The organism is Glacieibacterium frigidum (assembly GCF_007097155.1).
Classification (GTDB): Bacteria; Pseudomonadota; Alphaproteobacteria; order Sphingomonadales; family Sphingomonadaceae; genus Glacieibacterium; species Glacieibacterium frigidum.
Genome location: NZ_VJWA01000002.1, coordinates 1074057 through 1100207, shown reverse-complemented (window position 1 = coordinate 1100207; position 26151 = coordinate 1074057). Strand labels below are relative to the sequence as shown.

23 protein-coding genes and 3 tRNA genes are annotated in these 26151 nt (G+C 69.8%); 16 read left to right on the top strand and 10 right to left on the bottom strand.

Annotated features, from left to right (window positions below; translation table 11 throughout):
- Positions 1-27 precede the first annotated feature (27 nt).
- Complete coding sequence (locus tag FMM06_RS14815) at positions 28-948, top strand: SDR family NAD(P)-dependent oxidoreductase (protein ID WP_185965207.1); 921 nt, start codon at positions 28-30, stop codon at positions 946-948.
- A 69-nt stretch (positions 949-1017) separates the two neighbouring features.
- On the opposite strand, the gene FMM06_RS14810 is transcribed toward FMM06_RS14815, so the two are convergent.
- Positions 1018-1473: a hypothetical protein gene (locus tag FMM06_RS14810; protein ID WP_235889333.1), complete on the bottom strand. Its 456-nt coding sequence runs from the start codon at positions 1471-1473 to the stop codon at positions 1018-1020.
- 109 nt (positions 1474-1582) lie between these two features.
- Here FMM06_RS14810 and FMM06_RS14805 point away from each other — a divergent pair, with 109 nt between their 5' ends.
- The 4 genes from FMM06_RS14805 (at position 1583) to FMM06_RS14790 (ending at position 6524) form a co-directional block, all read left to right on the top strand.
- On the top strand, positions 1583-2491 hold the full coding sequence (locus FMM06_RS14805; protein ID WP_144335099.1) for a LysR family transcriptional regulator: 909 nt from the start codon (positions 1583-1585) through the stop codon (positions 2489-2491).
- 102 nt (positions 2492-2593) lie between these two features.
- A complete protein-coding gene (locus FMM06_RS14800) occupies positions 2594-4741 on the top strand; it encodes a TonB-dependent receptor (protein WP_185965206.1) in 2148 nt (715 codons plus the stop codon).
- Positions 4738-6048 (top strand): MFS transporter, encoded by a 1311-nt coding sequence (locus FMM06_RS14795; RefSeq protein WP_328591566.1) that lies wholly within the window; start codon positions 4738-4740, stop codon positions 6046-6048. The genes FMM06_RS14800 and FMM06_RS14795 overlap by 4 nt, the downstream gene beginning before the upstream one ends.
- 2 nt (positions 6049-6050) lie before the next feature.
- The gene (locus FMM06_RS14790; RefSeq protein ID WP_144335096.1) at positions 6051-6524 is read left to right on the top strand and encodes a hypothetical protein; all 474 of its coding nucleotides are present in this window, start codon (positions 6051-6053) and stop codon (positions 6522-6524) included.
- Positions 6525-6587: 63 nt separating this feature from the next.
- Here the strand turns inward: FMM06_RS14790 and FMM06_RS14785 are convergent.
- Positions 6588-6664 (bottom strand) — tRNA-Arg (locus FMM06_RS14785).
- Between the two features lie 79 nt (positions 6665-6743).
- On the opposite strand from FMM06_RS14785, the gene FMM06_RS14780 reads away from it, so the two are divergent.
- The gene (locus tag FMM06_RS14780; protein ID WP_144335095.1) at positions 6744-7241 is read left to right on the top strand and encodes a hypothetical protein; all 498 of its coding nucleotides are present in this window, start codon (positions 6744-6746) and stop codon (positions 7239-7241) included.
- Here the strand turns inward: FMM06_RS14780 and FMM06_RS14775 are convergent.
- Entirely contained in the window at positions 7238-8110 is an 873-nt protein-coding gene (locus FMM06_RS14775; RefSeq protein WP_144335094.1) for a P1 family peptidase, read from the bottom strand. The two genes, FMM06_RS14780 and FMM06_RS14775, sit on opposite strands and share 4 nt — an antisense overlap.
- 80 nt (positions 8111-8190) lie before the next feature.
- Between FMM06_RS14775 and FMM06_RS14770 the strand changes: the two genes are divergently transcribed.
- The 7 genes from FMM06_RS14770 to FMM06_RS14740 all read left to right on the top strand — a co-directional run bounded on the left by FMM06_RS14770 (position 8191) and on the right by FMM06_RS14740 (position 14104).
- Entirely contained in the window at positions 8191-9279 is a 1089-nt protein-coding gene (locus tag FMM06_RS14770; RefSeq protein ID WP_144335093.1) for a type III polyketide synthase, read from the top strand.
- Positions 9276-9956 (top strand): methyltransferase domain-containing protein, encoded by a 681-nt coding sequence (locus tag FMM06_RS14765; protein ID WP_144335092.1) that lies wholly within the window; start codon positions 9276-9278, stop codon positions 9954-9956. Before FMM06_RS14770 ends, FMM06_RS14765 begins: the two co-directional genes overlap by 4 nt.
- Positions 9953-11053 carry an NAD(P)/FAD-dependent oxidoreductase gene (locus FMM06_RS14760; protein WP_144335091.1) on the top strand — a complete coding sequence of 367 codons (1101 nt, stop codon included), beginning with the start codon at positions 9953-9955 and terminating at the stop codon, positions 11051-11053. The genes FMM06_RS14765 and FMM06_RS14760 overlap by 4 nt, the downstream gene beginning before the upstream one ends.
- 43 nt (positions 11054-11096) lie before the next feature.
- Entirely contained in the window at positions 11097-11729 is a 633-nt protein-coding gene (gene cmk, locus FMM06_RS14755; RefSeq protein ID WP_144335500.1) for a (d)CMP kinase, read from the top strand.
- Between the two features lie 99 nt (positions 11730-11828).
- A complete protein-coding gene (gene rpsA / locus FMM06_RS14750; RefSeq protein ID WP_144335090.1) occupies positions 11829-13568 on the top strand; it encodes a 30S ribosomal protein S1 in 1740 nt (579 codons plus the stop codon).
- A 155-nt stretch (positions 13569-13723) separates the two neighbouring features.
- The gene (locus tag FMM06_RS14745; protein ID WP_144335089.1) at positions 13724-14005 is read left to right on the top strand and encodes an integration host factor subunit beta; all 282 of its coding nucleotides are present in this window, start codon (positions 13724-13726) and stop codon (positions 14003-14005) included.
- Between the two features lie 12 nt (positions 14006-14017).
- A tRNA-Leu gene (locus FMM06_RS14740) sits at positions 14018-14104 on the top strand.
- 56 nt (positions 14105-14160) lie between these two features.
- On the opposite strand, the gene FMM06_RS14735 is transcribed toward FMM06_RS14740, so the two are convergent.
- The 3 genes from FMM06_RS14735 to moaA all read right to left on the bottom strand — a co-directional run bounded on the left by FMM06_RS14735 (position 14161) and on the right by moaA (position 16088).
- Positions 14161-14235: transfer RNA gene (locus tag FMM06_RS14735), tRNA-Asn, on the bottom strand.
- A 54-nt stretch (positions 14236-14289) separates the two neighbouring features.
- Entirely contained in the window at positions 14290-15054 is a 765-nt protein-coding gene (locus tag FMM06_RS14730) for an NAD kinase (protein ID WP_144335088.1), read from the bottom strand.
- Complete coding sequence (moaA, locus tag FMM06_RS14725) at positions 15051-16088, bottom strand: GTP 3',8-cyclase MoaA (RefSeq protein WP_144335087.1); 1038 nt, start codon at positions 16086-16088, stop codon at positions 15051-15053. Before moaA ends, FMM06_RS14730 begins: the two co-directional genes overlap by 4 nt.
- Before the next feature lie 150 nt (positions 16089-16238).
- On the opposite strand from moaA, the gene FMM06_RS14720 reads away from it, so the two are divergent.
- Positions 16239-17945, top strand: coding sequence for a putative bifunctional diguanylate cyclase/phosphodiesterase (locus FMM06_RS14720; protein ID WP_185965204.1), 1707 nt, complete (start codon positions 16239-16241; stop codon positions 17943-17945).
- Here the strand turns inward: FMM06_RS14720 and mfd are convergent.
- Positions 17942-21508: a transcription-repair coupling factor gene (gene mfd / locus FMM06_RS14715; protein WP_144335085.1), complete on the bottom strand. Its 3567-nt coding sequence runs from the start codon at positions 21506-21508 to the stop codon at positions 17942-17944. The two genes, FMM06_RS14720 and mfd, sit on opposite strands and share 4 nt — an antisense overlap.
- A 10-nt stretch (positions 21509-21518) precedes the next feature.
- Positions 21519-21788, bottom strand: a complete 270-nt coding sequence (locus FMM06_RS14710; RefSeq protein ID WP_144335084.1) for an FAD assembly factor SdhE — start codon at positions 21786-21788, stop codon at positions 21519-21521.
- Between the two features lie 76 nt (positions 21789-21864).
- On the opposite strand from FMM06_RS14710, the gene recG reads away from it, so the two are divergent.
- Positions 21865-23928: an ATP-dependent DNA helicase RecG gene (recG, locus tag FMM06_RS14705; RefSeq protein WP_144335083.1), complete on the top strand. Its 2064-nt coding sequence runs from the start codon at positions 21865-21867 to the stop codon at positions 23926-23928.
- Positions 23929-23948: 20 nt separating this feature from the next.
- Entirely contained in the window at positions 23949-24449 is a 501-nt protein-coding gene (locus FMM06_RS14700; RefSeq protein ID WP_144335082.1) for a tetratricopeptide repeat protein, read from the top strand.
- On the opposite strand, the gene FMM06_RS14695 is transcribed toward FMM06_RS14700, so the two are convergent.
- Together FMM06_RS14695 and tyrS are read right to left on the bottom strand one after the other, a co-directional pair.
- The gene (locus FMM06_RS14695; RefSeq protein WP_144335081.1) at positions 24438-24932 is read right to left on the bottom strand and encodes a DNA-deoxyinosine glycosylase; all 495 of its coding nucleotides are present in this window, start codon (positions 24930-24932) and stop codon (positions 24438-24440) included. The two genes, FMM06_RS14700 and FMM06_RS14695, sit on opposite strands and share 12 nt — an antisense overlap.
- A complete protein-coding gene (tyrS, locus tag FMM06_RS14690) occupies positions 24929-26134 on the bottom strand; it encodes a tyrosine--tRNA ligase (RefSeq protein ID WP_144335080.1) in 1206 nt (401 codons plus the stop codon). Before tyrS ends, FMM06_RS14695 begins: the two co-directional genes overlap by 4 nt.
- Positions 26135-26151 lie beyond the last annotated feature (17 nt).

Below are 26151 nucleotides of genomic sequence, written 5' to 3'. Positions count from 1 at the left end.
TGTTTAGTTGATCGACCTGGGGAGCCTGTGATGATCCGTTTCGACGACCGCGTGGCGATCGTGACTGGTGCCGGCGCGGGGCTCGGCCGCGAACATGCGCTGGGGCTCGCGGCACGCGGTGCCAAGGTCGTCGTCAACGATTTCGGCGGTGGTCTCGACGGGGCGGGCGGATCCTCCGCGCCTGCCGAGGAGACCGTCGCGCTGATCGAGGCGGCGGGCGGTACCGCCTTCGCGCACGGCGCCGACGTCGCCAATGCCGAGCAGGTCGCCGACATGGTCGACAAGGCGATGCGCGATTGGGGGCGGGTCGACATTCTGGTCAACAACGCCGGCATCCTGCGCGACCGGACGTTCTCGAAGATGACGCTGGCGGACTGGGACGCTGTCGTCCGTGTCCATCTGACCGGCGCGGCGGTGTGCACGCTGGCGGTCTGGCCGCACATGAAGGCGGCGAACTACGGCCGCATCGTCATGACCAGCTCGTCGTCGGGCCTCTACGGCAACTTCGGCCAGTCGAACTACGGCGCGGCGAAGATGGCGGTGATCGGACTGATGAACGTCCTGCATATTGAGGGCATCAAGAATGATATCCGCGTCAACACCCTCGCGCCGGGCGCCGCGACGCGGATGACGCAGGACCTGCTGCCGCCTGCGCTGATCGACCTGATGGACGCGCGCAGCGTCACGCCGGGACTGCTGTACCTCGTCAGTGAGGACGCGCCTTCGCGCGCCATCCTGTGCGCCACCGCCGGCGGTTTCTCGCGGACCCTGATCAACGAGACCGAGGGCATCCACCTCGATCCGGCGAACTGCACCGCCGAGGCGGTCGCCGCGGCGTGGGCCGAAATCTCCGACCCCGCCGGACAGAAGGTCTACGAGAACGGCGGCGCGCAGGTCATGAAGTTCGTCGGCAAGGCCGCCGCCGCGGCAGGCATCAGCCTCGGCTAGGATGTCGCGTATCCCCAGCAGCCCCCACTCCCTGGCAAGATCGCCTTCGGCTGGGCCTCGGTCGCCACGTCAGGACCGTGACACCAGGCGCTCGTCGCACAAGGTGCGCTTGTACAATTTGCCGTCGCGGAACCACTGCCACGTGCGCGACCGGTGCTCGCCCGTCGACCCTAGCGTGATCATCTCGAAGAAGTTCGCGCCCGCCTCGTCCTTGCGGGTCAGGTTGAGCATCAGGATGCCGTCGAGCGTCTCCCACGAGTAGCCGTGGAAGGTCTCGACGTCCCACCACAGCCGCCCGTCGCGCAGAATGCCGGGCAGCGTCGCGCGATGCTCGCGGCCGTCTTCCCAGACGAAGTGGTTGTGCTGGATATAGGGGTAGGGCCCGTCGTCGGGCAGTTCGCAGCGCACCGTGACGCGGTGCGTGTCGAGCAGCACGCCGTCCAGATCGACGTGGCGGTAGATGCCCTCCCAGACGCCCTCATGCCGCGCCATCGACGGCATCGCCTGGGCCAACGCACTCTGCATCTTCGTCTCTCCGCTTCGCCGTCCGCACTAGCGCGCGAGTGCCCGAACCGACCAATCACCGCTTGCATAAGTTCGATAACCGCGCGGTATTGAGCGGGGAGGGGTGCCCGTGGATCTGGTCAAGCTCAAATATTTCCTCGCGGTGCTCGAGACCGGGCATTTCGCGCGCGCCGCGCAGAGCCTGGGGATCAGCCAGCCAGCAGTCAGCAAGAGCATCAAGGCGCTGGAGGACGATCTCGGCGTCCGGCTGTTCGAGCGCGGACAGTTCGGCGCCGAGCCGACGCGCTATGCGCTGCGCCTCGCGACGCGCGCCAAGCTGATGCTCGCGGAGGGACGGCTGGCGCGGGCCGAACTCGATGCGATGCGCGGCGCGCGAAAAGGTCGGCTGGCGATCGGCGCGGGGATCAGCTTCGCGTCGCGCATCCTGCCGCTGGCGATCGAGCGCTATCGCCGGCGCTGGCCGGGCATTTCGGTCTCGGTCGACGTCGGCATGTCGGGGGTGCTGTTCCCGGCGCTGCAGAACGGCGAATACGACTTCGTCGTCAGCGCGCCGCCGCTGGCGCTGTCGGTCGATGGCGACCTGGCGCAGGAGAAATTGTTCGATGAGGTCGACTCGATCGTCGTCGGGCGTGGCCATCCGCTGATCGCGCAGCGGCCCCAGTCGCTCGCCGACGTCGCGGGCTATCCCTGGCTGGTGTCGGGGCGCAGCGGCCTGTGGGACTATATCCGCGGCAGCTATCTCGCCGCGGGGCTGCCGCCGCCGACCGACGTGGTCAACACCGATTCCGAGCTGCTCGCGAAGGGACTGCTGAACACCGGGCCGTTCGTCTGCCTGCTGGGCCGCGAGCTGTACGCGATGGAGGCGGAAGCCGGGCTGTTGTTCGAAATCCCGCTTGCCGGGTTCGGCGATGTACGCCCGGCGTTCATCACGACGCGGAAGCGCAGCCCGCTGCAGCTCGCGGCGCGCAACATGATCCAGATCGTCCGCAGCGTCTGCGCCGCCGACACGGCACGATAACCAACAGCTATTCACTTTCACCCGCTGGTTAGTCGAGTCGCACCGCCGCTCGCCATAGCCTGACTGTCACAAACGGCGATGCTCGCCGCGGGGGGACGCGACGTGAAACACATTCATCTGGCCGGAACCGCGATCCTGCTCGCATCGCTCGCTGCACCGGCGGCGGCGCAGACCGCCCCCGTCGCGCCCGAAACCGCGAGCACCGAGCAGAGCGACATCGTCGTCACCGCGCGGCGGCGGTCGGAAAGCGTCCAGGACGTGCCCCTCGCCGTCACCGCCTTCGGCCAGGCCGAGTTCGAGCGCCAGCAGGTCGTCGACCTCGAGGACTTGAACCTCGGCGTGCCCAACCTGACCGTGGTGCGCAACACCGGCACGACGACGGGGGCGCAGGTCTATCTGCGCGGCGTCGGGCAGGACGACAGCTCGTTCACGGGGGAGCCGTCGATCGGCATCTACCTCGACGACGTCTATATCGGGCGCCAGATCGGCGGCGTCCTCGACGTGCTCGACTTCGAGCGGATCGAGGTGCTGCGCGGGCCGCAGGGGACGCTATACGGCCGCAACTCCTCGGGCGGCGCGATCAAGTATGTGACCCGGCGGCCCGACCTGAACGACATGAGCGTGTCGGGCGCGGTGACCTTCGGCACTTACGACCGCTTCGACGTGACCGCGACGGCGTCGGTGCCGCTGATCGACGGCAAGCTGGCGATCAAGGCCGACGGCGGGTCGCGCGACCAGCGCGGCTGGGCCCGCCTCGTCGATGCGACCGGCGCCGATACCGGCCGCCGCGCCAACGGCATCGACAGCCAGTCGGCGCGGCTGTCGGCGCTCTATGCCCCCGACGACGCGCTGAGTATCTACCTCAGCGCCGACGTGTCGCGGAACCGGTCGGGGCCGCAGGCGATCATCTCGACCAACTGCACCGGGCTGATCGTCCCGCCGGTCACCGCGATCACCGTCGTCTGCCCGTACCGCTTTGGGCCGCGCCGCACCGGCTTCGGCGCTCCCGACATCAACCGCTTCAGCGGGTTCGGGTCGAACGCGACGATCGAGTACGACACCGGCAAGGGTTCGGTCCGCGCGATCACCGGCTACCGGACGTTCAGCGACGACGTCGCGATCGACCTGTCGGGCAATCCGGCGGCACCCTTCAACCTGATCCAGTATCTCGACCAGCGCCAGTTCAGCCAGGAGGTGCAGTTCGCCTCCGACCTCGGCGGGTCGGTCGATTTCGTCACCGGCGTCTATTATTTCAACGAGAAGATCGACCAGGACGCGACCTTCTCGGGCTTCCGCAACTTCGATACGCAGAAGGCGCAGAGCTATGCCGCCTATGCCGAGGTCTATGCCAAGCCGCTCGACGGGCTGACGATCACGCTGGGCGCGCGGATCAGCAAGGACCGAAAGCGCATCGACCGCCAGTTCTTCCTGACGCCGACCGCCACCGTGCCCTCGGTGGTGCTCAACGACGCGACGGGCGACAACCGGTTCTCCGACAGCAAGTTCACGCCCAAGATCGGCATCGACTACAAGCTGGGTCCCGACGTCCTGGCCTACGCCTCCTGGTCGAAGGGCTACAAGGCGGGCGGGTTCGCCGCGGCGCGCCCGACCAGCGTCGCGCAGGTCTCGGGCCAGTTCTCGTCGGAGACGGTCAACAGCTACGAGGCGGGCATCAAGAGCGAACTGTTCGACCGCGTCGCGACATTGAACGGCAGCGTCTTCCTGGCGAATTATTCGAACCTGCAGTCGAGCGTGCTCGGCGGCAACGGCAGTTTCACCGTCGTGTCGGGCGACGCCAAATTCTACGGCGCGGAGGTCGAGGCGACGGTGCGCCCGACCCGGGGCCTCAGCCTCTACGGCCTGCTCGGGCTGCTCCACGACGAATGGACGCGCCAGCCGCAGGGCATCCCGACCGCGATCCGCCTGAAGCATGCGCCGCGCGCGCAATTCAAGGTCGGCGGCAGCTTCGACACGCCGGTCACCGAGCGGCTGAGCGCCTATCTCGTCGCCAACTACCGCTGGACCGACGAGATCTACCGGAACACCGCGAACAATCTGAATATCCTGGCGCCTTCGTACGGGCTGCTCGACGCGTCGATCGGCTTCGGCGCCAGCGACGGCAAATGGAAGCTGCTGCTCAGCGGCCAGAACCTGACCGACAAGGTCTATGTCACGCAGGGCGTCTCGACGCTGGGCCGCTACCTCGGCGAGCCGCGCACAATCGCGCTGACGCTGAAAGCGAGCTTCTGACCGCCGCGCCGCCCGACCGCTGGCCCGCGCCGCTGCAGGCGTGGGGCACGGTCGCGGTCCTCAACCTCGCCTATCTCGTGTCGTTCGTCGACCGCACGATTCTCAGCCTGCTGATCGAGCCGATCAAGGCCGACCTGCAGATCAGCGACACCCAGATCGCGCTGCTCCAGGGGGCGGCGTTCGGGCTGTTCTACACCTTGCTCGGCGTGCCCTTCGGCTGGGCGGTCGACCGATTTTCGCGCAAATGGATCATCGGGCTGGGGTGCACTTTGTGGTGCCTGATGACCGCGGCGTGCGGGCTGGCGGGCAGCTTCGCGCAGCTGTTCGCCGCGCGGCTGGGCGTCGGCGTCGGCGAGGCGGCGCTGTCGCCGGGGGCGGCGTCGCTGATCGCCGACCTGTTCCCGCCCGAACGCCGGGCGCTGGCGATGTCAGTCTATGCGATGGGGGCGTCGTTCGGCGTCGGGCTGTCGCTGCTCGCGGGCGGGCTGGTGATCGGCCTGATCGGCCGCGCCGGGCCGCTCGTGTTGCCGCTGATCGGGCCGACAGCGCCGTGGCAGGCGGTGCTGCTGCTCGTGGGCCTTGGCGGGCTGGTCGTCGCGTTGGCAATCCTCCTGCTGCCCGAGCCCGCCCGGCGCGAAGCCGCGGCCACCCGGCTCGCGACGCGCGGCGAGCTGTTCGCCTTCCTGTGGCGCGAGCGCGTCCAGCTGGGCAACCAGTTCGCCGGTATCGCGCTGTTCGGGCTGGTGTCGTACGCGATCCTCAGCTGGGTGCCGGCGCTGTTCACCCGCCTGCACGGTTGGAGCGCGGCGGACGTCGGCCTGCGCTACGGCCTGTTGTTCATCGTGTTCGGCAGCAGCGGCGCGGTCGCGGGCGGGCGGCTCGCGGCCCATTTCGCGAAGCGGGGCGTCGCCAACTATAATCTACGCGTCGCGGCGATCGGCGTGACCGCGCTGATCCCGTTCGGCATCGTCGCGCCGCTTGCCACCAACGCCTGGGTGGTGCTGGCGCTGCTCGGCCCCGTCGCCTTCTGCTTCGCGCTGCCGACGGGCGCGTCGATCGCGGCAATCCAGCACGTCACGCCCAACCAGCTGCGCGGCCAGGTCGCCGCGCTCTATTATCTCAGCATCGGCCTAATCGGGCTGCTGCTCGGTCCCCTGTCGGTCGCGCTACTGACCGACACGCTGTTCGGCGATCCGAAGGCGCTCGGCTATTCTTTGTCGATCGTCTGCGGGGTGGTGCAGCCGATCGCGGCCATGCTGGTGTGTCGCGCGGCGCGGGCGAACACTGGGAAGCGAGGGGAGGCATGACGATGCATCGGATCGATGCGGGCACTGGCCTGGCGCCCCTGACCGCCCGCCTGCTGATGGCGACGATCGCCGTCGGCCTGCTCCACCATATCGATCACGTCCTGCGCGTCGACCATAGCGGCTGGCCGTTCCGCCCCGACGTGACCCCCTTCACCTTCAGCCTGATCGCCTACCCGATCCTGATCTTCGCGCTGCTCGGCCCCGCGCGCCTCTACTGGCTGCGCTGGACGGGCTTGGTCCTCGGCACCGCACTCACTCTCTACGCCCATGCGCAGATCGAAACGCCGCAGATGCAATATGCGATGTGGGCCTTCAACCAGAGCCTAGAGCCACGCCTGTGGGATGTGCGCAACCTGTGCGGGATCCAGTCGGAAGCCATCGGCTGGGTCGCGGTCATCGTGGCGATGACGCTGAACGTGCTGCTCGTCGCGAGTACGATCGGCATGCTGGCGAACGGGGTGAGGCGCGGGCGCTAGCCGTCTGGGCATGCCGTCGGAGCCCTGTGGGCATCCGACAGCAGCATTAGTTTTCAGGGAAAATGGTGCGCCCGGAACGATTCGAACGTCCGACCCTCAGATTCGTAGTCTGATGCTCTATCCAGCTGAGCTACGGGCGCGTGGCGGCTGCCGTTACGCGGCATTCGCGTGCGATGCAAGCGGTTGCCGGGGGCTGGGTGCGGTTCTACGAAGTCGGGCATGATCCATCGCTCCCTGATCCTGCTGCTGGCGCTCGGCGGTTGTGCGTCCTCGGGCAATGAAAGCTGGCCCAGCCTGGCGACGCGGCCGGGCGAGGTGCAGCCGCTGGTGCAGCGGCCCGCGATCACCGCCGCCACTGCCGAAGCACCCCCCGCACCGCGCAGCGCGGCGACGAGCGATGCCGAGGCGCGCCTGTCGAGCCTCGAGCGCGACATCACCGCGCTCGCGGCGCGCATCGCGACACAGCGTAAAGCGAGCACGGCGGCGACATCGGCCGCGGGCGGGCAGGCGGCATCGACCGAAGCGGGCGCGACCGCCGAGGTCGAGGCGACCCGCGCGGCGCGGCTCGCGAGCCAGGCGGGCGACCTGCGCGACCGGCTCGATGCGCTGGCGGGCGATCTGGCGCGGCGCGGTGCAGCGGGCGAGGACGTGTCGGCACCGCTGAAGCGTCTTGGCGCTGCGATCGACCGGGTCGAGGCCCTGCGGACGCCGCGCTAGGCCGCGAAGACCGCTCGGCGAACGGCCCGCACCACCATGTCGGCGGCCAGCGTGCCGAGGATCGACAAAGTCACGGCGTCGACCGGCGGCTCGCCGGCGGGTGCGGTCGACAGCGCGAACAGGCAGTCGCCGTCGAACATCGTGTGGATCGGCCGGATACAGCGCGCCAGCCCGTCGTGCGCCATGCCCGCCAGCCGCGTCGACTGCGCGCGGGTCAGCGGCGCATCGGTGGCGATCGCGCCGATCGTGGTGTTCTCGCGGCCCGCGAGGCCCTGGCCGGCGCGCAGCTTGGGCAGCGGCACATCTCCTGACGGGGGTTCGCCGGCATAGACTTCGCCGAAGCTGTTGACCGCGATCAGCGCGCCGATGGTGTAGCCACCATGCCGCGTCGATGCCGTGCCGATGCCGCCCGGGCGGCTGCCCGCCGTCGCGCCTGCGCCGGCGCCGATTTGTCCGGACATGTCGGTCGCGTCGTCGAGCGCCGCGAGGGCCAGCGCGCGATACGGCGGCTCGGCCCAGTCCTTGGCGCCGCCGTTGAAGAGGTCGAACAGGATCGCCGCCGGCACCACGGGTACCTTGAGCGGGCCCGCATCCAAGCCGATGCCGAGCCGCGACAGTTCAACCGCCACCGCGTCCGCCGCTGCCAGCCCGAACACCGAACCGCCGCTCAAGACCAGCGCATGAACGCGCTCGACCAGCGTGTCGGGGGCGAGCGCGTCGGTCTCGCGCGTGCCCGGCGCCCCGCCGCGCACCGCGACGCCCATCGTCACCGGGGCGTCGGGCAGGACGACAGTGACCCCGGTTCGCGCGACGGCATCGCTTGCGTGGCCGACGTTCAGGCCGGGGACATCGGTAAAGCGGTCCTGCATGGGCTGCGACGCTAGCGCGAACTTTCGCCACTGTCGCGGGTTGAAGGCGCAGCGTAGAGTTGCGCCCGGGAGTTTCGTTCATGGCGCAGGCGCATATCAACCGCATCGGCACCGCAGTGCCCGGGCACGACGTTCACGATGCTTTCGTGCGCTTCGTCGGTCATTTCATTACCGAGCGGCGCGATCAATTGATCTTCAAGCGGATGGAGAGCCGCTCGGGCATTTCGCACCGCTATTCCTACTTCGAGCCGGTCGAGAACCCCGACGGCTTCGTCGCCGATACCGAGGGCTTCTACACGCCGGGCGAGTTTCCCTCGACCGCGGCGCGGATGGCGCGGTTCGAGAAGACCGCGCCGGGCCTCGCGATGCAGGCGATCGACGCGCTGAACCTCGACGGCGAGCGCGAGCGTATCACGCACCTCGTCGTCGCGTCGTGCACCGGACATATCGCGCCAGGTGTCGATCAGCTGATCGTCAAGCTGGCCGGGCTCGATCCGTCGGTCGAGCGCACCGCGGTGGGCTTCATGGGGTGCTATGCGGCGGTCAACTCGCTGCGGCTGGCGCATCACTTCGTCCGCTCGGAGCCGTCGGCGCGGGTTCTGGTCGTCAACCTCGAGCTGTGCACGCTGCATTTCCAGCAGACCGCCGATCTCGAGCGGCTGCTGTCGATGCTGTTGTTCGGCGACGGCTGCACCGCTGCTCTCGTGACGGCGGACGAGAGCGGCATCGCGCTCAAGGACTTCCGCGCCGCGACGATCGAGGATTCGGGCGAGGCGATCACCTGGCGGATCGGCGACCAGGGGTTCGACATGCATTTGTCGGGCGAAGTGCCGGGCAAGATCGCGCGTGCGCTGAAGTACGAGAACGAGCGCAACGACGATGGCGGGCTGCTGCGCGGCCAGCGCCCGGCGGACTTCGACCTGTGGGCGGTGCACGCGGGCGGACGCACGATCCTCGATGCGGTCGAGACCGGGTTCGAGCTCGCGGCGGGCAAGCTCGACTGGTCGCGGTCGGTGCTGCGGGACTTTGGCAACATGAGCTCGGCGACTTTGATGTTCGTCCTCGACCGCATCATGCGCGGCACCACCGAGGCCGCCGACGGCTTCGGCGTCGCGTTCGGGCCGGGACTGGCGGCCGAGAGCTTCCGCTTCAGGCGGCTGGCGGCGTGACCCTGGCGGCGCGCGCCGCCACGCCCGAGTGGATGGACGCCGACGACGTCGATCCCGCGACCTTCGCGGCGGTCATGCACGATCTCGCGCGGGTCAACACGGTAACGCGGGCGCGGCCGCCGACGCTCGACTGGCTGGCGCGGGCGACCGCCGACGGGCGGCCGTTCAGTGTTCTCGACGTCGGCTTCGGGGACGGCGACATGCTGCGCGCGATTCACGCGCGGTTCGGCGAGCGGGCGCGGCTGACGGGGATCGACATCAACCCGCGCAGCAAGCCCGCCGCGACTGCCGCGACGCCGGGCGGGGGTATCGATTACCGCACCGGCGACGCCTTCGCGCTGACCGAGCGATTCGATTTCATCATCAGCTCGCTGACCGCGCACCACATGGACGATGCGGGCGTGATCGAGTTCCTGCGCTGGATGGAGGCGTCGTCGGTCAAGGGCTGGTTCGTCAACGACCTGCACCGCCACTGGATCGCGTGGCGGGGGTTCTCGGCGCTGGCCTGGGCGGCGCGCTGGCACGATTTCGTGCGCCACGACGGCGCGGTGTCGGTGACGCGCGCTTTCCGCCGCGCGGACTGGGAGCGGCTGCTCAGCGCGGCGGGCGTCGCCAAGGACGTCGTCACGATCCGCTGGCATCTGCCGTTCCGCCTGTGCGTCGGGCGGCGCAAGTGAGCGGCACCATCATCGTCGGCGGCGGGCTGGCAGGAGCCGCGGCGGCGGCGCGGCTGGCGCAGGGGGGCGAGCGCCCGCTGCTGCTCGAACGCTCGTCGGGTGCGCACGACAAGATCTGCGGCGAATTCCTGTCGACCGAGGCGCAGGCCCATTTGGCGGCGATCGGCTTCGATCTTCCGCGGCTGGGTGGGGCGCCGATCGACCGGCTGCGGCTGGTCGCGGGCACGCGTCGCATCGAGACCCGCCTGCCGTTCCGGGGGGTGGGTGTCAGCCGCCGCATCCTCGACGAGGCGCTGCTCGACCATGCGGTCGCCGCGGGCGCGAAGGCCGAGCGCGGGGTCGCCGTGCGGCAGATCGACGGCACGGCACTCGAAACCAGCGCGGGCGCGATCGATGCCGGCCGCTTGCTGCTCGCCACCGGCAAGCACGACGTCCGGGGCGTGAAGCGCGATACGCGCGGCACGATCGACGGGCTGATCGGCTTCAAGCAATATTTCCGCGTGTCGGCGCGCACTACGACGGCGCTTCAGCAGCACATCGACGTCGCGCTCTTCGATGGCGGCTATGCTGGCCTTCAGCTCGTCGAGGGCGGCATCGCCAACCTGTGCCTGCTCGTATCGCGTGAGCGCTATGCCGCCGCGGGCGACTGGCCGACGCTGTTCGCCGAACTGCTGCGCGAGCCGCACCTGCGCGCGCGGCTCGGGGACGCGCAGCCGATGCTCGACCGGCCGCTGACGATCTCGGGCGTGCCCTATGGCTTCGTCCATCGCGGCGACGACGGCGCCTACCGCCTCGGCGACCAGGCGGGGGTTATCCCGTCCTTCTCGGGCGACGGCATGTCGATCGCGCTGCACAGCGCGGCGGTCGCGGCGCGCGCCGTGCTGGAAGGGGCGGATGCCGCCGCCTACCACCGGCGCTTACGCGCCGACATCGCTGCGCAGATCGGGCGCGCGACCTGGCTGCAGCGCTTCGGCTGGTCGCGCGCCGGTCGCGCCGTGCTGCTCGCGGGCCTGACCCTCGCCCCGTCGTCGATGGCGCGCGCCGCGGCGTGGACGCGGGTCAGCGCGCCGGCCTTGGCGCGCGCGGGGGTGGCCTGACCCCGCCTCGCCGCATAAGGGGTGCGCGATGCACCACACCCCCCTGATCATCGCCGTCGACGGCCCCGCCGCCAGCGGCAAGGGCACCATCGCCCGCGCGCTCGCCCGCGAATACGGCCTGCCCCACCTCGACACCGGCAAGCTGTACCGCGCCGTCGGCCTTTCGGTCCGCCGCGCCGGCGGCGACCCCGCCGATCCGGCGGTCGCCGAGCGCCATGCCCAGGCCCTCGACCCGGCCCTGCTCGACGAGCCCGACCTGATGAGCAGCGCGAACGCCGAAAGCGCCTCGATCGTCTCGGCCCACCCCGGCGTCCGCGCTGTGCTCCTGGACCGCCAGCGCGCGTTCGCGGCGCAGCCCGGCGGCGCGGTCCTCGACGGGCGCGACATCGGTACCGTCATTGCGCCGCACGCGCACGCCAAGCTGTTCGTCACCGCCAGCCCCGAGGAGCGCGCCCGCCGCCGCCATGCCGAGCTTGCACGTGCCGGCGACACCCGCGACCTGCTCAGCGTGCTGGCCGACATCGCCGCGCGCGATGCCCGTGACTCGAACCGCGCGGCGGCGCCGCTCCACCGTGCCGACGATGCTGCCTTGCTCGATACCACCGAACTGGCTATAGACGCCGCCGTTCAACGGGCGATCGCGCTGGTGGCAGCGGCGACGCTGCGGAACCGCTAAACCTCAATCGTTGGACATTGGGCGCGCTCGCATGGTGCGGCGCGAACGGCGTGGAACGGGTCGCATGGTGCGGCTCGCGAATATGGGACGTACGACTTTATGGCTTCTGCCGCACAACCGACGCGTGATGATTTCGCCGCGATGCTCGAGAGCTCGCTGGGCAAGAACCAGAGCTTCGAGGGACGCGTCGTCAAGGGTCGCGTCACCGCGATCGAGAACGATCTCGCAGTCATCGACGTCGGTTTGAAGAGCGAGGGCCGCGTGCCGCTGCGCGAGTTCGCAGCCCCCGGCGTGAAGGCCGAAATCAGCGTCGGTGACGAGGTCGAGGTGTTCGTCGACCGCGTCGAGAATTCGATGGGCGAGGCGATGCTGTCGCGCGACCGAGCCCGCCGCGAAGCCGCGTGGGATACGCTCGAGACGCAGTACGCCGCCGGCGAGCGCGTCGAGGGCGTCATCTTCGGCCGCGTCAAGGGCGGCTTCACCGTCGACCTCAGCGGCGCCGTGGCCTTCCTGCCCGGCTCGCAGGTCGACATCCGCCCGGTGCGCGATGTCACCCCGCTGATGAACCTTCCGCAGCCCTTCGTGATCCTGAAAATGGACCGCAAGCGCGGCAACATCGTCGTGTCGCGCCGCTCGATCCTCGAGGAGAGCCGCGCCGAGCAGCGCACCGGCCTGATCCAGAGCCTCGCCGAGGGCCAGATCGTCGACGGTACCGTCAAGAACATCACCGACTACGGCGCGTTCGTGGATCTCGGCGGCATCGACGGCCTGCTCCACGTCACCGACATGAGCTACAAGCGCGTCGGCCATCCGAGTGAGGTCCTCAACATCGGCGACGTGCTGCGCGTGCAGATCGTCCGCATCAACCGCGAGACGCAGCGCATCAGCCTGGGCATGAAGCAGCTCGAGGCCGATCCCTGGACGACCGCCGCGACGCGCTACGCCGTCGATTCGAAGCACAAGGGCCGCGTGACGAACATCACCGAATATGGTGCGTTCGTCGAGCTGGAGGCGGGCATCGAGGGCCTCGTCCACGTCAGCGAGATGTCGTGGGTCAAGAAGAACGTCCACCCGGGCAAGATCGTCAGCACCAGTCAGGAGGTCGAGGTCATCGTCCTCGAGGTCGACGAGGACAAGCGCCGCATTTCGCTGGGCCTCAAGCAGGCGCAGCGTAACCCGTGGGAGGTCTTCGCCGAGCAGAACCCGGTCGGCACGATCGTCGAGGGCGAGGTCAAGAACACCACCGAGTTCGGTCTGTTCGTCGGCCTCGAGGGCGACGTCGACGGCATGGTCCACATGTCGGACATCGCCTGGGGCCTGACCGGCGAGCAGGCGCTCGCGTCGCATCACAAGGGCGAGCGCGTCCGCGCCGTCGTCCTCGAGATCGACGTCGAGAAGGAGCGCATCAGCCTCGGCATCAAGCAGCTCGACGAGACCAAGGTCCAGGGCGGCGCGACCGGCGGCACCACGGCCGCGGGCGGCAGCGACTATCGCAAGAACCAGATCGTCACCGCGACGGTTATCGAGGCCCGCGACGGCGGCATCGAGGTCCAGGTCGGCGAGGACGGCCCGCTGGCGTTCATCAAGCGCGGCGACCTGTCGCGCGACCGTGACGAGCAGCGCGCCGAGCGTTTCCAGGTCGGCCAGAAGGTCGACGCGATGGTCATCGGCTTCGAGAAGAACAAGAAGCCGACGCTCAGCATCAAGGCGATGCAGATCACCGAGGAGAAGCAGGCCGTGGCGCAGTACGGGTCGTCCGACTCGGGCGCTTCGCTCGGCGACATCCTGGGTGCGGCGCTCAACCGCGCCAAGGCCGGCGACGATACTGATAAGGGTTAAGGCGCCAAACCGACCATGACGTTATGCACCCCGCCGTGACTGGCGGGGTGTTTCGTTTCGGGGCTAAATACGATACACTAACCTGGGATGCTTGACGTCTCGTTACGCACTCGTAAGAAAATACCGTGCGGCAAGTTGGCGCGGAAGGACTGTGGATGATCAGGTCGGAATTGGTGCAGGCGGTCGGTGCCGCGAACCCCCACCTGACGCAACGCGACGTCGAACGCATCGTCGGCACGATCTTCGACGAGATCGTCACGGCGCTCGCCTCCGGACGGCGCGTCGAACTGCGCGGCTTCGGGGCCTTCTCGACCCGCGCGCGTGAGGCCCGTACCGGACGCAACCCACGCACCGGCACCGCGGTCGCGGTCGACGCCAAGCGCGTCCCCTATTTCAAACCCGGCAAGGACTTACGCGAGCGCCTCAACGTCGGCTAAAGGCTGACCCGTGCCCGCGTGGCGGAACCGGTAGACGCAAGGGACTTAAAATCCCTCATCCTCACGGATATGCCGGTTCGATTCCGGCCGCGGGCACCAATGTCGATTGATCGGTGCGGCGCGAAATCGCGCTCGCCGGCAATCATGCTGGAAAATGGCTCCCCGGGTAGGATTCGAACCTACGACCATTCGATTAACAGTCGAATGCTCTACCGCTGAGCTACCGAGGAACAGCAGCAGGGGCGGGGCTATAGCAACCCCTTGCCGCATCGCCAACCCCTAACTCAGCTTAGGAACTGTTCCATGACGATCCGGTCGTCGAGGGCGTAGTCGGGGTCGAACAACAGGTCGAGCACCACCGACTTGTCGCTGGTCACCGCGACATGCGCGACGTCGCGCACCTCCAGCTGGTCGGCGACCGCGCTCACCGGGCGCTTGGCGGCCTCCAGTACGCGGAACTCGATCATCGACGCCTGGGGCAGCAGCGCGCCTCGCCAGCGCCGCGGCCTGAACGGGCTGATCGGCGTCAGCGCCAGCAGGTCGCTCTGCAGCGGCAGGATCGGGCCGTTCGCCGACAGGTTGTACGCGGTCGAGCCCGCAGGCGTCGCGACCAGCACGCCGTCGCACGCCAGCTCGGCCATGCGGACGCGCCCGTCGATGCTGATCTCGATCTTGGCGGCCTGGCGGGTTTCGCGCAGCAGCGACACCTCGTTGATTGCAGGCGAGCGCACGACTTCGCCCGACACGGTCGTCGCGGTCATCAGCAGGGGGTTGAGCTTGAACGCCTTGGCGGCGCGGACCCGCTCGACCAGCCCCTCGGCGCTGTATTCGTTCATCATGAAGCCGACCGTGCCGAGGTTCATGCCGAACATCGGCTTGGGCGCTTTCGCGTCGAGCGCGGCGTGGAGGACCTGGAGCAGGAAGCCGTCCCCGCCCAAGGCCACCACCACCTCGGCATCGGCGATCGGGCCCCACTCGTACGCCGCGCGGAGCTCGGCCGCGGCGGCTTCGGCCGGCGGCGTCGGCGAGGCGAGCAAAGCGAGCTTCATCCGCCGGTGACGCTCATGTGGCGCGCCACGGCGGGGCGCGCGGCGCGGCGGTCGATGACGAAGTCGTGGCCCTTGGGCTTGCGCGTCATCGCCTCGTCGAGCGCGGCGTCGAGGTCGCCGCCCGAGCGCAGCACGGCGCGCAGGTCGGCGGCGTCGTCCTGCCCCAGGCACAGGTACAGCATCCCCGTCGCGGTCAACCGCACGCGGTTGCAGGTCTCGCAGAAATTGTGCGTCAGCGGCGTGATGAAGCCCAGCCGCTGCCCGGTCTCGGCGATGCGGACATAGCGCGCCGGGCCGCCGGTCGAATCGGGCAGGTCGACCAAAGTCAGGCGGCGCTCCAGATCGCGACGCACGGTCTTAAGCGGCAGATAGCGGTCGAGCCGGTCGCCCTCGACGTCGCCCAGCGGCATCGTCTCGATCAGCACGAGGTCGTGGCCCGCGGCGGCACACCACGCCAGCATGTCGCCGATCTCGCCGTCGTTGACGCCCTTCAGCGCGACCATGTTGATCTTGATGTGCAGGCCCGCGCGCGTCGCGGCGGCTATCCCCTCCAGCACGGGCGCCAGCTTGCCCCAGCGGGTGATGGCCGCGAACTTGTCCGGACACAGCGTATCGAGGCTGACGTTGATCCGCCGGACGCCGGCCGCGTGCAGGTCGGCGGCGTGGCGCGCCAGCTGCGAGCCGTTGGTCGTCAGGGTCAGTTCGTCGAGGCCGTTGCCGAGATGCCGTGTCAGGCTGCGCACCAGGTCGATGATGCCGCGCCGGACCAGCGGCTCGCCGCCGGTCAGCCGCAGTTTGCGCGTGCCGCGACGCACGAAGGCGGTAGCAAGCGTGTCGATTTCTTCCAAACTCAGCACTTCGCTGCGCGGCAGGAAGGTCATCGTCTCGGACATGCAATAAACGCAGCGGAAGTCGCATCGGTCGGTCACCGACACACGTAAGTAATTAATGGTGCGTCCATAATTGTCGACGAGTGGCGCGGCCATGCCGGCGCCGGCGACGGGCAGGCGGACGGGCGGGGGGACGATCATCATGCGGTGCCGACGATGGCTGCCCCCGGCGTCAAAGTCCATTGTGCACAGGCGCGCGCCTGCGAAGGCTGGCCCGGTACGGCGCGACCGTCTATGACTTTGGTTGAGGTCAGACAGGCTGAAGTCATTTCGATTCCCGAACTTTTCGTGGTCGTGCCGCGCTACGCGCGCGACCTGCGCGCGCAGCTCGACGCCAACGCCGTAACCTACGAACTCGTCGTGCGTGCCGACGCTGCCGCGGCCACTTTCGCGCGGACCAAGGCGCGGGTCGCACTGATCGACCTGCGCGGCGCGCTCGCCACCGCGTCAATCGCCGCGCACGAGATCGGGGCGCAGGTCGCCGAGCGGCGCGGCGCGATGCTCGCGCTGGTCGGGCGCGGCGAGGCGGGCGCGACTGCTGCGGCACTTGCCGCCGGTGCGACGCACGTGCTCGCCAGCCCGTTCGGGGCGGCCGAACTGGCCGATGCACTGCGGCTGGCGGCACGCGCGGTCGACCGGCTCGACGAGGCGCTGGCGGGGCGCGTCTCGATGCTGCCCGCGGACGCACGGCGCGACGCACTGACCGGGCTCGCCACCGCCGACCATGCGCTTGCCTGGGTCGCGACCTTGCTCGCCGACGGCACCGAATCGCCGGCGGCGGTGGTGATGCGCATCGCGGTCGGGCGCTTCGGGCAGATCAATTCGGCCTATGGCGCGATCGTCGCCGACACATTGCTGCAGGCGGTCGCCGAGCGGCTGGTGCGCCACGTCGCCGAGGACGAGATCGCCGAAGGCGGCGACGCGGGGGCGCGGCTGGTGTCGCGCATGGGCGGCGCGGAGTTCGCCGTCGTCATGCCGGGTCCGGTGACGCTTGCCGACGCCGGCCGCCTCGCCAGCCGCATCGTCGCGGCGTGCGAGGCACCCTTCGCCGCGGGCGGCCGCGTCGTCTATCTCGGCGTCCGGGTCGGCATCGCCAGCGGTGGGGCGGGCGACGGCGCCGACGCGCTGTTCCGCCGGGCAGCAGCGGCGCTGTCGCGGGCGCGTGCGGGGGCGCCCGGCGAGATCGAGATCAACACCGACATCCTCGACACCGATCCGCTGGCGCACCGTGCTGCGCTGGAGGCCGACCTGCGCCGCGCCATCGCCGACGGCGGGCTCGACGTGCATTTCCAGCCGCAGGTGTCGCTCGACACCGGGAAGATCGCGGGGGTCGAGGCGCTGGTGCGCTGGACCCACCCTGAATTCGGCGCGCTGCCCGTCGAGACCCTGCTCGATGTCGCGGCGGCATCCGAATACGGTACGCGGCTCGGCGTCCATATCCGCGCCCGTGCCATCGCCGAGGCGGCGAAGTGGCCCGCCGCGCTGGCCGACCTCAAGCTTGCGGTCAACGTAACCGCAGGCGACCTCGCCGCCCCCGATTTCAACCGCGACCTCGACGCGGCGCTGAACGAGAGCGGCTTCGAACGCAGCCGCCTGACGCTGGAGATCACCGAGAGCGACCTGATCGAGAACCTCGACGCGGCAGGCACGACCCTGGCCGCGGCGCAGGCGAGCGGCATCCGCATCGCGCTCGACGATTTCGGCACGGGCTATTCGAGCCTGTCGTATCTCAAGTCGCTGCCGCTCGACTGCCTGAAGCTCGACAAGCGCCTGACGCGCGACCTCGCGGGGAACGCGCGCGACCGCATCATCGTGCGTGGCATCGTCGACATGGCCCGCGCGCTGGGCATCCGTGTGACGGCGGAGGGGGTGGAGACCGAGACCGACCTCGACCGCGTCAAGGCGGCGCTGTGCGACTGCTATCAGGGCTATCTGTGCGCGCCCGCGCTCGACTCGGCGGCGCTCGCGGCGTTCACGATCGACTGGAACAGCCGGCTCTAGCGGCCAACGGCGCCCTTCGACCGGAACACCGACGGACGCGGCGGCAGCGGCTTGGCCTTGGGCGCGATCGACGGCGCGGCGGGCTTGAGCGCGGTCCCGCTGGCGAGGCGCGACAGGGCCTTGGCGAGGCTCAGCGCGCCGTTCAGCCGGGCGCGCACCGTGCCCCAGTCGCCGCCGATGAACAGCTTCGAATCGGGCCGCAGCTTCGCGCGCGTGCCGAGCCGCGCGATATAGTCGAGCAGCGCCTCGGGCTGGGCAAACTGGTCGTTCTGGAAGCTGACGAGCGCACCCTTGCTACCCGCCTCAAGCTTCGAGATTCGCGCCTTCAGGCAGAACTGCTTGATCTCGATGACCTGCACGAGGTTCGACACTTCCTCGGGCAGCGGCCCGAAGCGGTCGATCATTTCCGCCGCGAAGCCGTCGACCTGCGCACGGTCCGCGAGGTCGTTCATGCGGCGGTACAGCGCCATGCGCAGGTTGAGATCGGGGACATAATCCTCCGGAATCAGGATCGGCGCATCGACGTTGATCGACGGCGAGAAGGTCTCGGGCGGGGGTTTGAGCCCCTGCGCACCCATGCGGGCCTCGACGATCGCCTCCTCCAGCATCGTCTGGTAGAGTTCGAAGCCGATCTCGCGGAAATGTCCTGACTGCTCGTCGCCGAGCAGGTTGCCCGCGCCGCGAATGTCGAGGTCGTGGCTCGCCAGCTGGAAGCCGGCACCGAGCGAGTCGAGCGTCGACAGCACGTGCAGGCGCTTCTCGGCAGTTTCGGTGATCTGCATGTCGGCGGGCGTCGTCATGTAGGCATACGCCCGGATCTTGGCGCGCCCGACGCGGCCGCGGATCTGGTACAGCTGCGCGAGGCCGAAGCGGTCGGCGCGGTTGACGATCAGCGTGTTCGCGGACGGGATATCGAGCCCGGACTCGATGATCGTCGTCGACAGCAGCACGTCGTACTTGCGGTCGTAGAAGGCGCTCATCCGCTCCTCGACCTCGCTCGGCGCCATCTGGCCGTGCGCGGTGACCGCCTTCACCTCGGGCACCTGGTCGCGCAGGAACGCCTCGATATCGGCCAGGTCGGCGATCTTGGGGGTGACGAAGAAGCTCTGCCCGCCACGGTAATGCTCGCGCAGCAGCGCCTCGCGGATGACGACGGGGTCCCACGGCATGACGTAGGTGCGCACCGCGAGCCGGTCGACCGGCGGCGTAGCGATGATCGACAGCTCGCGCAGGCCGGTCAGCGCCATCTGAAGCGTCCGCGGGATCGGGGTGGCGGTCAGCGTCAGGACGTGGACGTCGGCCTTGAGATTCTTCAGCTTTTCCTTGTGGACGACGCCGAAGCGCTGCTCCTCGTCGACGATGACCAGCCCCAGTCGCTTGAACTCGATCGACTTGGCCAGCAGTGCGTGGGTGCCCACGACGATATCGACCGTACCGTCCGCCAGCCCGTCGCGCGCGCTCTTCGCGTCGGCGGCGGTGACGAGGCGCGAGATGTGGCGGACCTGCACCGGCAGCCCGTTGAAGCGCTCGCGGAAGCCCGCGTAATGCTGGCGCGCGAGCAGCGTCGTCGGGCAGACGACGGCGACCTGCATGCCCTGCAGCGCGGCGGCGAAGGCGGCGCGCAGCGCGACCTCGGTCTTGCCGAAGCCGACGTCGCCGCAGACCAGCCGGTCCATCGGCGTGCCGCTGGCAAGGTCCGCCAGCACGTCGTCGATCGCGCGCTGCTGGTCCTCGGTCTCCGAGTACGGAAAGCGGTCAGCGAATTCGGCATAGGCATGGCCGTCTGGGATCGCGACCTCGGCCTGCCGCAGCGCCCTTGCGGCAGCCGTTGCCATCAGCTCGCCCGCGATCTCGCGGATGCGCGACTTCATCTTGGCCTTGCGCGCCGCCCAGGCGACGCCGCCCAAGCGGTCGAGCCCGACACCCTCGCTCTCGCTGCCGTAGCGGCTCAGCACGTCGATGTTCTCGACCGGCACGTAGAGCTTCGAGCCGCCCTCGTAATAGAGCATCACGCAGTCGTGCGGCGCCTTGCCGATGTCGACCGCGACCAGCCCCTCGTAGCGCCCGATGCCGTGGTCGGCGTGGACGAGCAAGTCGCCCGGCGTCAGCATCGCGAGCTCGGCGAGGAAGGCGTCGGCCTTCTTGGCGGACTTGCGGCGGCGGACGAGGCGGTCGCCCAGCATGTCCTGCTCGGTCAGCACCGCGAGGTCGCTCAGCGTGAAGCCGTGATCCAAGGGCACGACGGTGAGCGCGACATTGCCCTTGGCGGCGGTGCCCAGCGCCTCCTGCCACGAGTCGGCGAGTGCCAGCTTCTTGACGCCGTGATCGTCGAGCAGGCCGCGCAGCCGCTCGCGCGCGCCGTTCGAATAGCTCGCGAGGACGACGCGGGTCTTGGCCTTCTTGAGTGCGTCGACGTGCGCCTGCACCGCCTCGTAGACGTTGGTACCCGCGGTGCGCTCGGGCGCGAAGTCGCGCGGACCGGTGCCGCCGCACTCGATCGTGTCGCGCGTTCCCTCCGGCACGTCGAACGGCGCGGTGATGTGCGCGTGGGCAGCGGCGAGGTCGCGCGTCCACTCGGCCTCGTCGAGGTACAGCGCGGTCGTCGGCAGCGGGCGGTAGCTGCCCGACTTGCCGGTCATCGCCGCCTTGCGGTTGTCGTAATAGTCGGCGACCGCCTCGAAGCGCTGACCGGCGGCCTTGGTCGCACCGCTCTCGCGAACGATCAGCGCGTCGGGCCCGAGATAGTCGAACACCGTCGCGAGTTCGGGCTCGAACAGCGGCAGCCAATGCTCCATCCCCGCCAGCCGCCGGCCGTCGCTGATCGCCTCGTACAGCGGGTCGCCCGTCGCGGTGGCCCCGAACGCATCGAGGTAGTTCTTGCGGAACGACCGGATGCTGTCCTCGGTCAGCAGCACCTCGCTGACCGGCAGCAAAGTGAAGCCTTCCGACTGCGCGGTGCTGCGCTGCGTCGCGGGGTCGAAGCGGCGCAGCGTCTCGATCTCGTCGCCGAAGAAGTCGAGGCGCAGCGCGTCGGCGGCACCCGCCGGATACAGGTCGAGCAGCCCGCCGCGGATCGCATATTCGCCCGCGTCCGCCACGGTATCGGTGCGGACATAGCCGTTGGCCTGGAGCAGCGCGCTGAGCTTGTCGCGGTCGAAGCGCGCGCCCGGCTTGATGATCGCGGTGGTGTCACGGATGCGCGCCGGGGTCAGCGTCCGCTGCAGCATCGCGTTGACCGTGGTGACGAGCAGCTGCGCCTTGGCCGACGGGTGGACCAGCGCCGCGAGCGCCGCGAGCCGGTCGCTGGCGACCCGCAGCGAGGGCGAAGCGCGGTCGTAGGGCAGGCAGTCCCACGCCGGCAGATAGATCGTCTCGAGCTCGGGCGCGAAGAAGGTCACCGCGTCGAGCAGCGCCCGCGCGCTCGCATCGTCGGCCGCGACGAACACCGCGCGGCCCTTCGCGGCACGCGCGAGGTCGGCCATCAGCCACGGCAGATACCCCTGCGGCGCGCTGCTCAAAGTGAGCGAGCGACGCGCCTCGACGACATGACGGGGATCGATCAATGGGCGAACTTCAACGCGAAACCTTTGCAACATAGTCGAGGCGGCGCAGCGCATCGAGGAGCGGGCCGTGGAAACGCGCCGGCGCGTCGCGGGTGCCCAGCGCCCACGCCATGACGTCGACCTCGTTCTCCTCGAGCATCGCTTCGAACCATGCGACGCCCCCTTCGTCGCAGCTGTCGAGGTGCCGGTTGGCGAACCCGCCGATCATCAGGTCGGCCTCCCGCGTACCGCGATGCCACGCGCGGAACTTGATGCGGCGGCGGCGCAGGTCGTCGGTCATCGTCACTCCAAACGCCGATACCCGCGCCGACCCGTATCCGGGCGCGCGGGGGTCGTGCTAGGCCATGTGTGTAGTCATGCGGCCTGAACTCCTCAACCCGCTGTTCGTCGAGCTCATCGCCGTGAAGGGGGTGGGTGCGACACTGGCGCGCCAGCTCGGACGGCTCAAACTGACGCGCGTCGTCGACCTGATCTGGCACCTGCCGGTGATGGCGATCGACCGGGTGCGGCTGGCCGCCCTCGACGCCGCGTACGTCGACCGGACGGTGACGGTCGAGATCACGCCGATGACGTACGAGCCCGGCGCACTGCGGCGGCCGTTCAAGGTGCAGTGCCGCGACGGTCAGGGTACGTGGATCAGCCTCGCCTATTTCGGCGGCGGCGGCGCGTATGCGCAGAAGCTGCTGCCGCTTGGCCAGCCCCGTGTCGTGTCGGGCCGGCTCGAACGCTTCGGCGACATGCTGCAGATCGCGCACCCCGATTTCGTCGTCGTGCCCGCCGATGCCGGGTCGATCCCGACGCGCGAGCCCGTCTACGGGCTGACCGAGGGGGTCACCAACAAGCGCATGGGGGGCCTCGCCGCAGGCGCGGTGTCGCGTGCCCCCGACCTCGCCGAATGGATCGAGCCGAGCGTGCTGGCGCGCCACGGCTGGCGCGGCTGGCGCGAGAGCGTCGCCGCGGCGCACGCGCTCGACGGCCCGGCGCGCGACCGGCTGGCGTACGACGAGCTGCTGGCGAACCAGCTCGCGCTGCTGCTCGTGCGCGCCGATACGCGGCGGCGGCGCGGGCGGGCGCTGGCGGGGACGGGGGAGCTGACGGGCAGGCTGCTGGCGGCGCTGCCCTGGCCGCTGACCGATGCGCAGCGCCGCGTCGGTGCCGAGATCGCAGGCGACCTCGCGCAGGCGTCGCCGATGCTGCGGCTGCTGCAGGGCGACGTCGGGTCGGGCAAGACGCTCGTCGCCGCGCTCGCGCTGCTGACCGCGGTCGAGAGCGGCGCGCAGGGGGCGCTGCTCGCACCGACCGAGATCCTCGCGCGCCAGCATCACGCGACGCTTGCCAAGCTGCTCGAACCGACCGGCGTGCGCGTCGCGGTGCTGACCGGGCGCGACAAGGGTGTTTCACGTGAAACCTATTTGGCTAAACTCGCGGCGGGCGAAATCGACATTTTGATCGGCACCCACGCGATTTTCCAGGACAGCGTGACCTATCACGACCTGGGCCTCGTGGTGATCGACGAGCAGCACCGCTTCGGCGTCAATCAGCGGCTGCAGCTCAGCGCCAAGGCGCGAGCCACGCCGCACCTGCTCGCGATGACCGCGACGCCGATCCCGCGCACCCTGGCGCTGACCGCGTACGGCGAGATGGACGTGTCGGCGATCGACGCGCTGCCGCCGGGGCGGACGCTTGTCGAGACGCGGGTGATCGCGCTCGAGCGCATGGGGGAGGTCGTCGACGGCCTGGCGCGCCATGTCGCCGGCGGCGGCCAGGCGTACTGGGTCTGCCCGCTGGTCGAGGGCAACGAGTACGGCGACGAGGCGGCGGCCGAGACCCGCGCCGCGTTCCTGCGCGGGCGCTTCGGCGACGCGCAGGTCGGGCTCGTCCACGGGCGCATGAAGCCTGCCGAAAAGGACGCAGTGATGGCGGCGTTCGCGGGTGGTTCGCTGCCGATCCTCGTCGCGACGACGGTGATCGAGGTCGGGGTCGACGTGCCCGCGGCGGCGCTGATGATCATCGAGGCCGCCGAGCGCTTCGGCCTCGCGCAGCTCCACCAGCTGCGCGGCCGCGTGGGGCGTGGGGCGGCGAAGTCGGTCTGCCTGTTGCTGCGGGGGATGGACCTGACCGAAACCGCGACGGCGCGCCTCAAATTGATGCGCGAAACCAACGACGGCTTCCGCATCGCCGAGGCCGACCTGAAACTGCGCGGCGCTGGCGAGATTCTCGGCACCCGCCAGTCGGGCGAGCCGGTTTTCCAGCTCGCGGACCCCGACCGCATGACGAAGTTCCTCGCCGTCGCGCGCGACGATGCGCGGCTGCTGCTCGACCGAGACGGCGGGCTCGACAGTCCGCGGGGGCAGGCGGCGCGCCACCTGCTGTATCTGTTCGAGCGCGATGCGGCGGTGGGGTTGTTGCGGTCGGGTTGAGGGTCTAGGCCGCGCGACGAATGCTGCGCGTCCTCCTCCTGCTGTTGATCGCCTCGCCCGTTGCCGCCGCTGCCCCCGACTGGGCGATGGCGACGCTGAACGACGGGCTCGCGGCGCACCGGGCGCAGGACTATGCCCGCGCGCGGCATGACTTCCGCCGCCTCGCGGGCGAGGGCTCGGCGATTGCCGAGACGATGCTGGGGGTGATGCACGCGCGCGGCCAGGGCGTGCCGCGCGACGCCGCGACCGCCGCGACCTGGTGGCTGCGCGCCGCCAACCGCGGCTATCCGCCGGCGCAGTTCGCATTGGCCGAAGCGTTTGCGGAGGGGCGCGGGGTCGGCCGCGACGCCGAACGCGCATGGGTCTGGGCGCGGCTTGCGGCGACGCACGGCGATACGCCGACCGCAAAGCGTGCGGGCGCGCTCGCGACCAGCCTCGCGGCGAGGATGGACGCGGCGACGCTGGCGCGGCTCGACCGCAAGCGGCTGGCGTGGCGGCCCTGGGCGACCCTAGCCGAGTAAGCCTGCCAGCACGCGCCAGCGGTCGCGCTTGGCGTCGAACGACATGCGGGCATGGGCGGGACTGCTCGACGGCAGGTCGACCAGCGCGAATGGGGGTGCCGGGGGCAGTTGCGCGCGGCCGATGCGCGCCGCGGTTGCGCCGTTGAACGCCACCGCGCGCAGGGCGGGCAGCGTTGCGACGAGGCTGGCGAGGTCGTTGGCGGCCGCATCGCGGATCGCGCTGTCGAGGCTGCCCGTGCGCCGCGCCGTCGCGACCGTGTCCCACAGGCCGATGCCCGCCGCGCCGAGCGCCGCCAGTCGCTCGGCATAGGCGAGCGCGCGCAGGTCGCGGTCGATGACCGCGCCGACAAGCTCCCAGAAGCGGTTCTGCGGGTGCGCGTAATACTCGCGAGCCGCGAGGCTGCGCTCGCCGGGCAGGCTGCCGAGGATCAACACCTGTGTGCGCGCGTCGGTCACCGCGCCGAACGAGGCTTTGAGCGTCACGCCTGCGTCAGCACCCCGTGGCGCTTCTTGCCCGCCGAGATGCGCGCGCCCGGGCCCGCCTGCGCGTCCTCGCCCACCGCCTCGCCGTCGATGCGGGCGCCGCCGCCCGCCACCAGCCGTCGCGCCTCGCCCTTCGACGCCGCGAAGCCGAGCCCGATCAGCGCGTCGAGGATGTTGGTCGGGCCCGCCACCGCAAAGCCCGGCAGGTCGTCGCCCGCACCGCCCGCGAAGGTCGCCGCCGCCGTTTCGGCCGCAGCTGCCGCAGCCTCCGCCCCCCGGCACAGTGCCGTCGCGGCATTGGCGAGCGCGACCTTCGCGGCGTTGATCTCCGCCCCCTCGAGCGCCTCGAGCCGCGCGATCTCGTCCAGCGGCAGGTCGGTGAACAGCTTCAGGAACTTGCCGACATCGGCGTCGTGGGTGTTGCGCCAGAACTGCCAGTAATCCCAATTGGGCAGCGCATCCTCGTGCAGCCAGATCGCACCGTTCGCGGTCTTGCCCATCTTGGCACCGTCGGCGGTGGTGATCAGCGGCGTCGTCAGGCCGAAGGCGGGCTTGGCATCGACGCGGCGGATCAGGTCGGTGCCGTTGACGATATTCCCCCACTGGTCGCTGCCGCCCATCTGCAACACGCACCCGGCGCGGCGCGACAGCTCGAGAAAGTCGTACGCCTGCAGGATCATGTAGTTGAATTCGAGGAAGCTTAGCGGCTGCTCGCGGTCGAGGCGCAGCTTCACGCTGTCGAAGGTCAGCATCCGGTTAACGCTGAAATGCCGGCCGATGTCGCGCAGGAAGGGGATGTACGCCAGCCCCGACAGCCAGTCGTCGTTGTCGACCATGATCGCCGCGTTCGGCCCGTCGAAGCTCAGGAAGCGTTCGAAGATGCGGCGGATGCTCGCCTTGTTGGCCTCGATCCGCGCGTCGTCGAGCAGCTGGCGCGCATCGTCCTTGCCGCTGGGGTCGCCGACCTTGGTCGTGCCGCCGCCCATCAGCACGATCGGCCGGTGCCCCGTCTGCTGGAGCGCGCGCAGCATCATGATCGAAACGAGATTGCCGATGTGCAGGCTGGGCGCGGTGCAGTCGTAGCCGACGTACGCAGTCACGACCCCGGCGCTCGCCGCGGCGTCGAGCGCGGCGGCGTCGGTGATCTGGTGGATATAGCCGCGCTCGTCTAGCACGCGCAGGAAGTCGGATGTGTAGGTCATGGCGGTGCGGGGGTTAG

What these genes read in the sequence shown, in the direction of transcription:
- FMM06_RS14730 (WP_144335088.1), bottom strand. Translation starts at nt 15,054, where the DNA reads ATGAAGCTCGCTTTGCTCGCCTCGCCGACGCCGCCGGCCGAAGCCGCC.
- FMM06_RS14710 (WP_144335084.1), bottom strand. Translation starts at nt 21,788, where the DNA reads ATGACCGACGACCTGCGCCGCCGCCGCATCAAGTTCCGCGCGTGGCAT.
- FMM06_RS14790 (WP_144335096.1), top strand. Translation starts at nt 6,051, where the DNA reads ATGCATCGGATCGATGCGGGCACTGGCCTGGCGCCCCTGACCGCCCGC.
- recG (WP_144335083.1), top strand. Translation starts at nt 21,865, where the DNA reads ATGCGGCCTGAACTCCTCAACCCGCTGTTCGTCGAGCTCATCGCCGTG.
- FMM06_RS14780 (WP_144335095.1), top strand. Translation starts at nt 6,744, where the DNA reads ATGATCCATCGCTCCCTGATCCTGCTGCTGGCGCTCGGCGGTTGTGCG.
- FMM06_RS14810 (WP_235889333.1), bottom strand. Translation starts at nt 1,473, where the DNA reads ATGCAGAGTGCGTTGGCCCAGGCGATGCCGTCGATGGCGCGGCATGAG.
- rpsA (WP_144335090.1), top strand. Translation starts at nt 11,829, where the DNA reads ATGGCTTCTGCCGCACAACCGACGCGTGATGATTTCGCCGCGATGCTC.
- FMM06_RS14770 (WP_144335093.1), top strand. Translation starts at nt 8,191, where the DNA reads ATGGCGCAGGCGCATATCAACCGCATCGGCACCGCAGTGCCCGGGCAC.
- FMM06_RS14775 (WP_144335094.1), bottom strand. Translation starts at nt 8,110, where the DNA reads ATGCAGGACCGCTTTACCGATGTCCCCGGCCTGAACGTCGGCCACGCA.
- tyrS (WP_144335080.1), bottom strand. Translation starts at nt 26,134, where the DNA reads ATGACCTACACATCCGACTTCCTGCGCGTGCTAGACGAGCGCGGCTAT.
- FMM06_RS14745 (WP_144335089.1), top strand. Translation starts at nt 13,724, where the DNA reads ATGATCAGGTCGGAATTGGTGCAGGCGGTCGGTGCCGCGAACCCCCAC.
- moaA (WP_144335087.1), bottom strand. Translation starts at nt 16,088, where the DNA reads ATGATGATCGTCCCCCCGCCCGTCCGCCTGCCCGTCGCCGGCGCCGGC.
- FMM06_RS14700 (WP_144335082.1), top strand. Translation starts at nt 23,949, where the DNA reads ATGCTGCGCGTCCTCCTCCTGCTGTTGATCGCCTCGCCCGTTGCCGCC.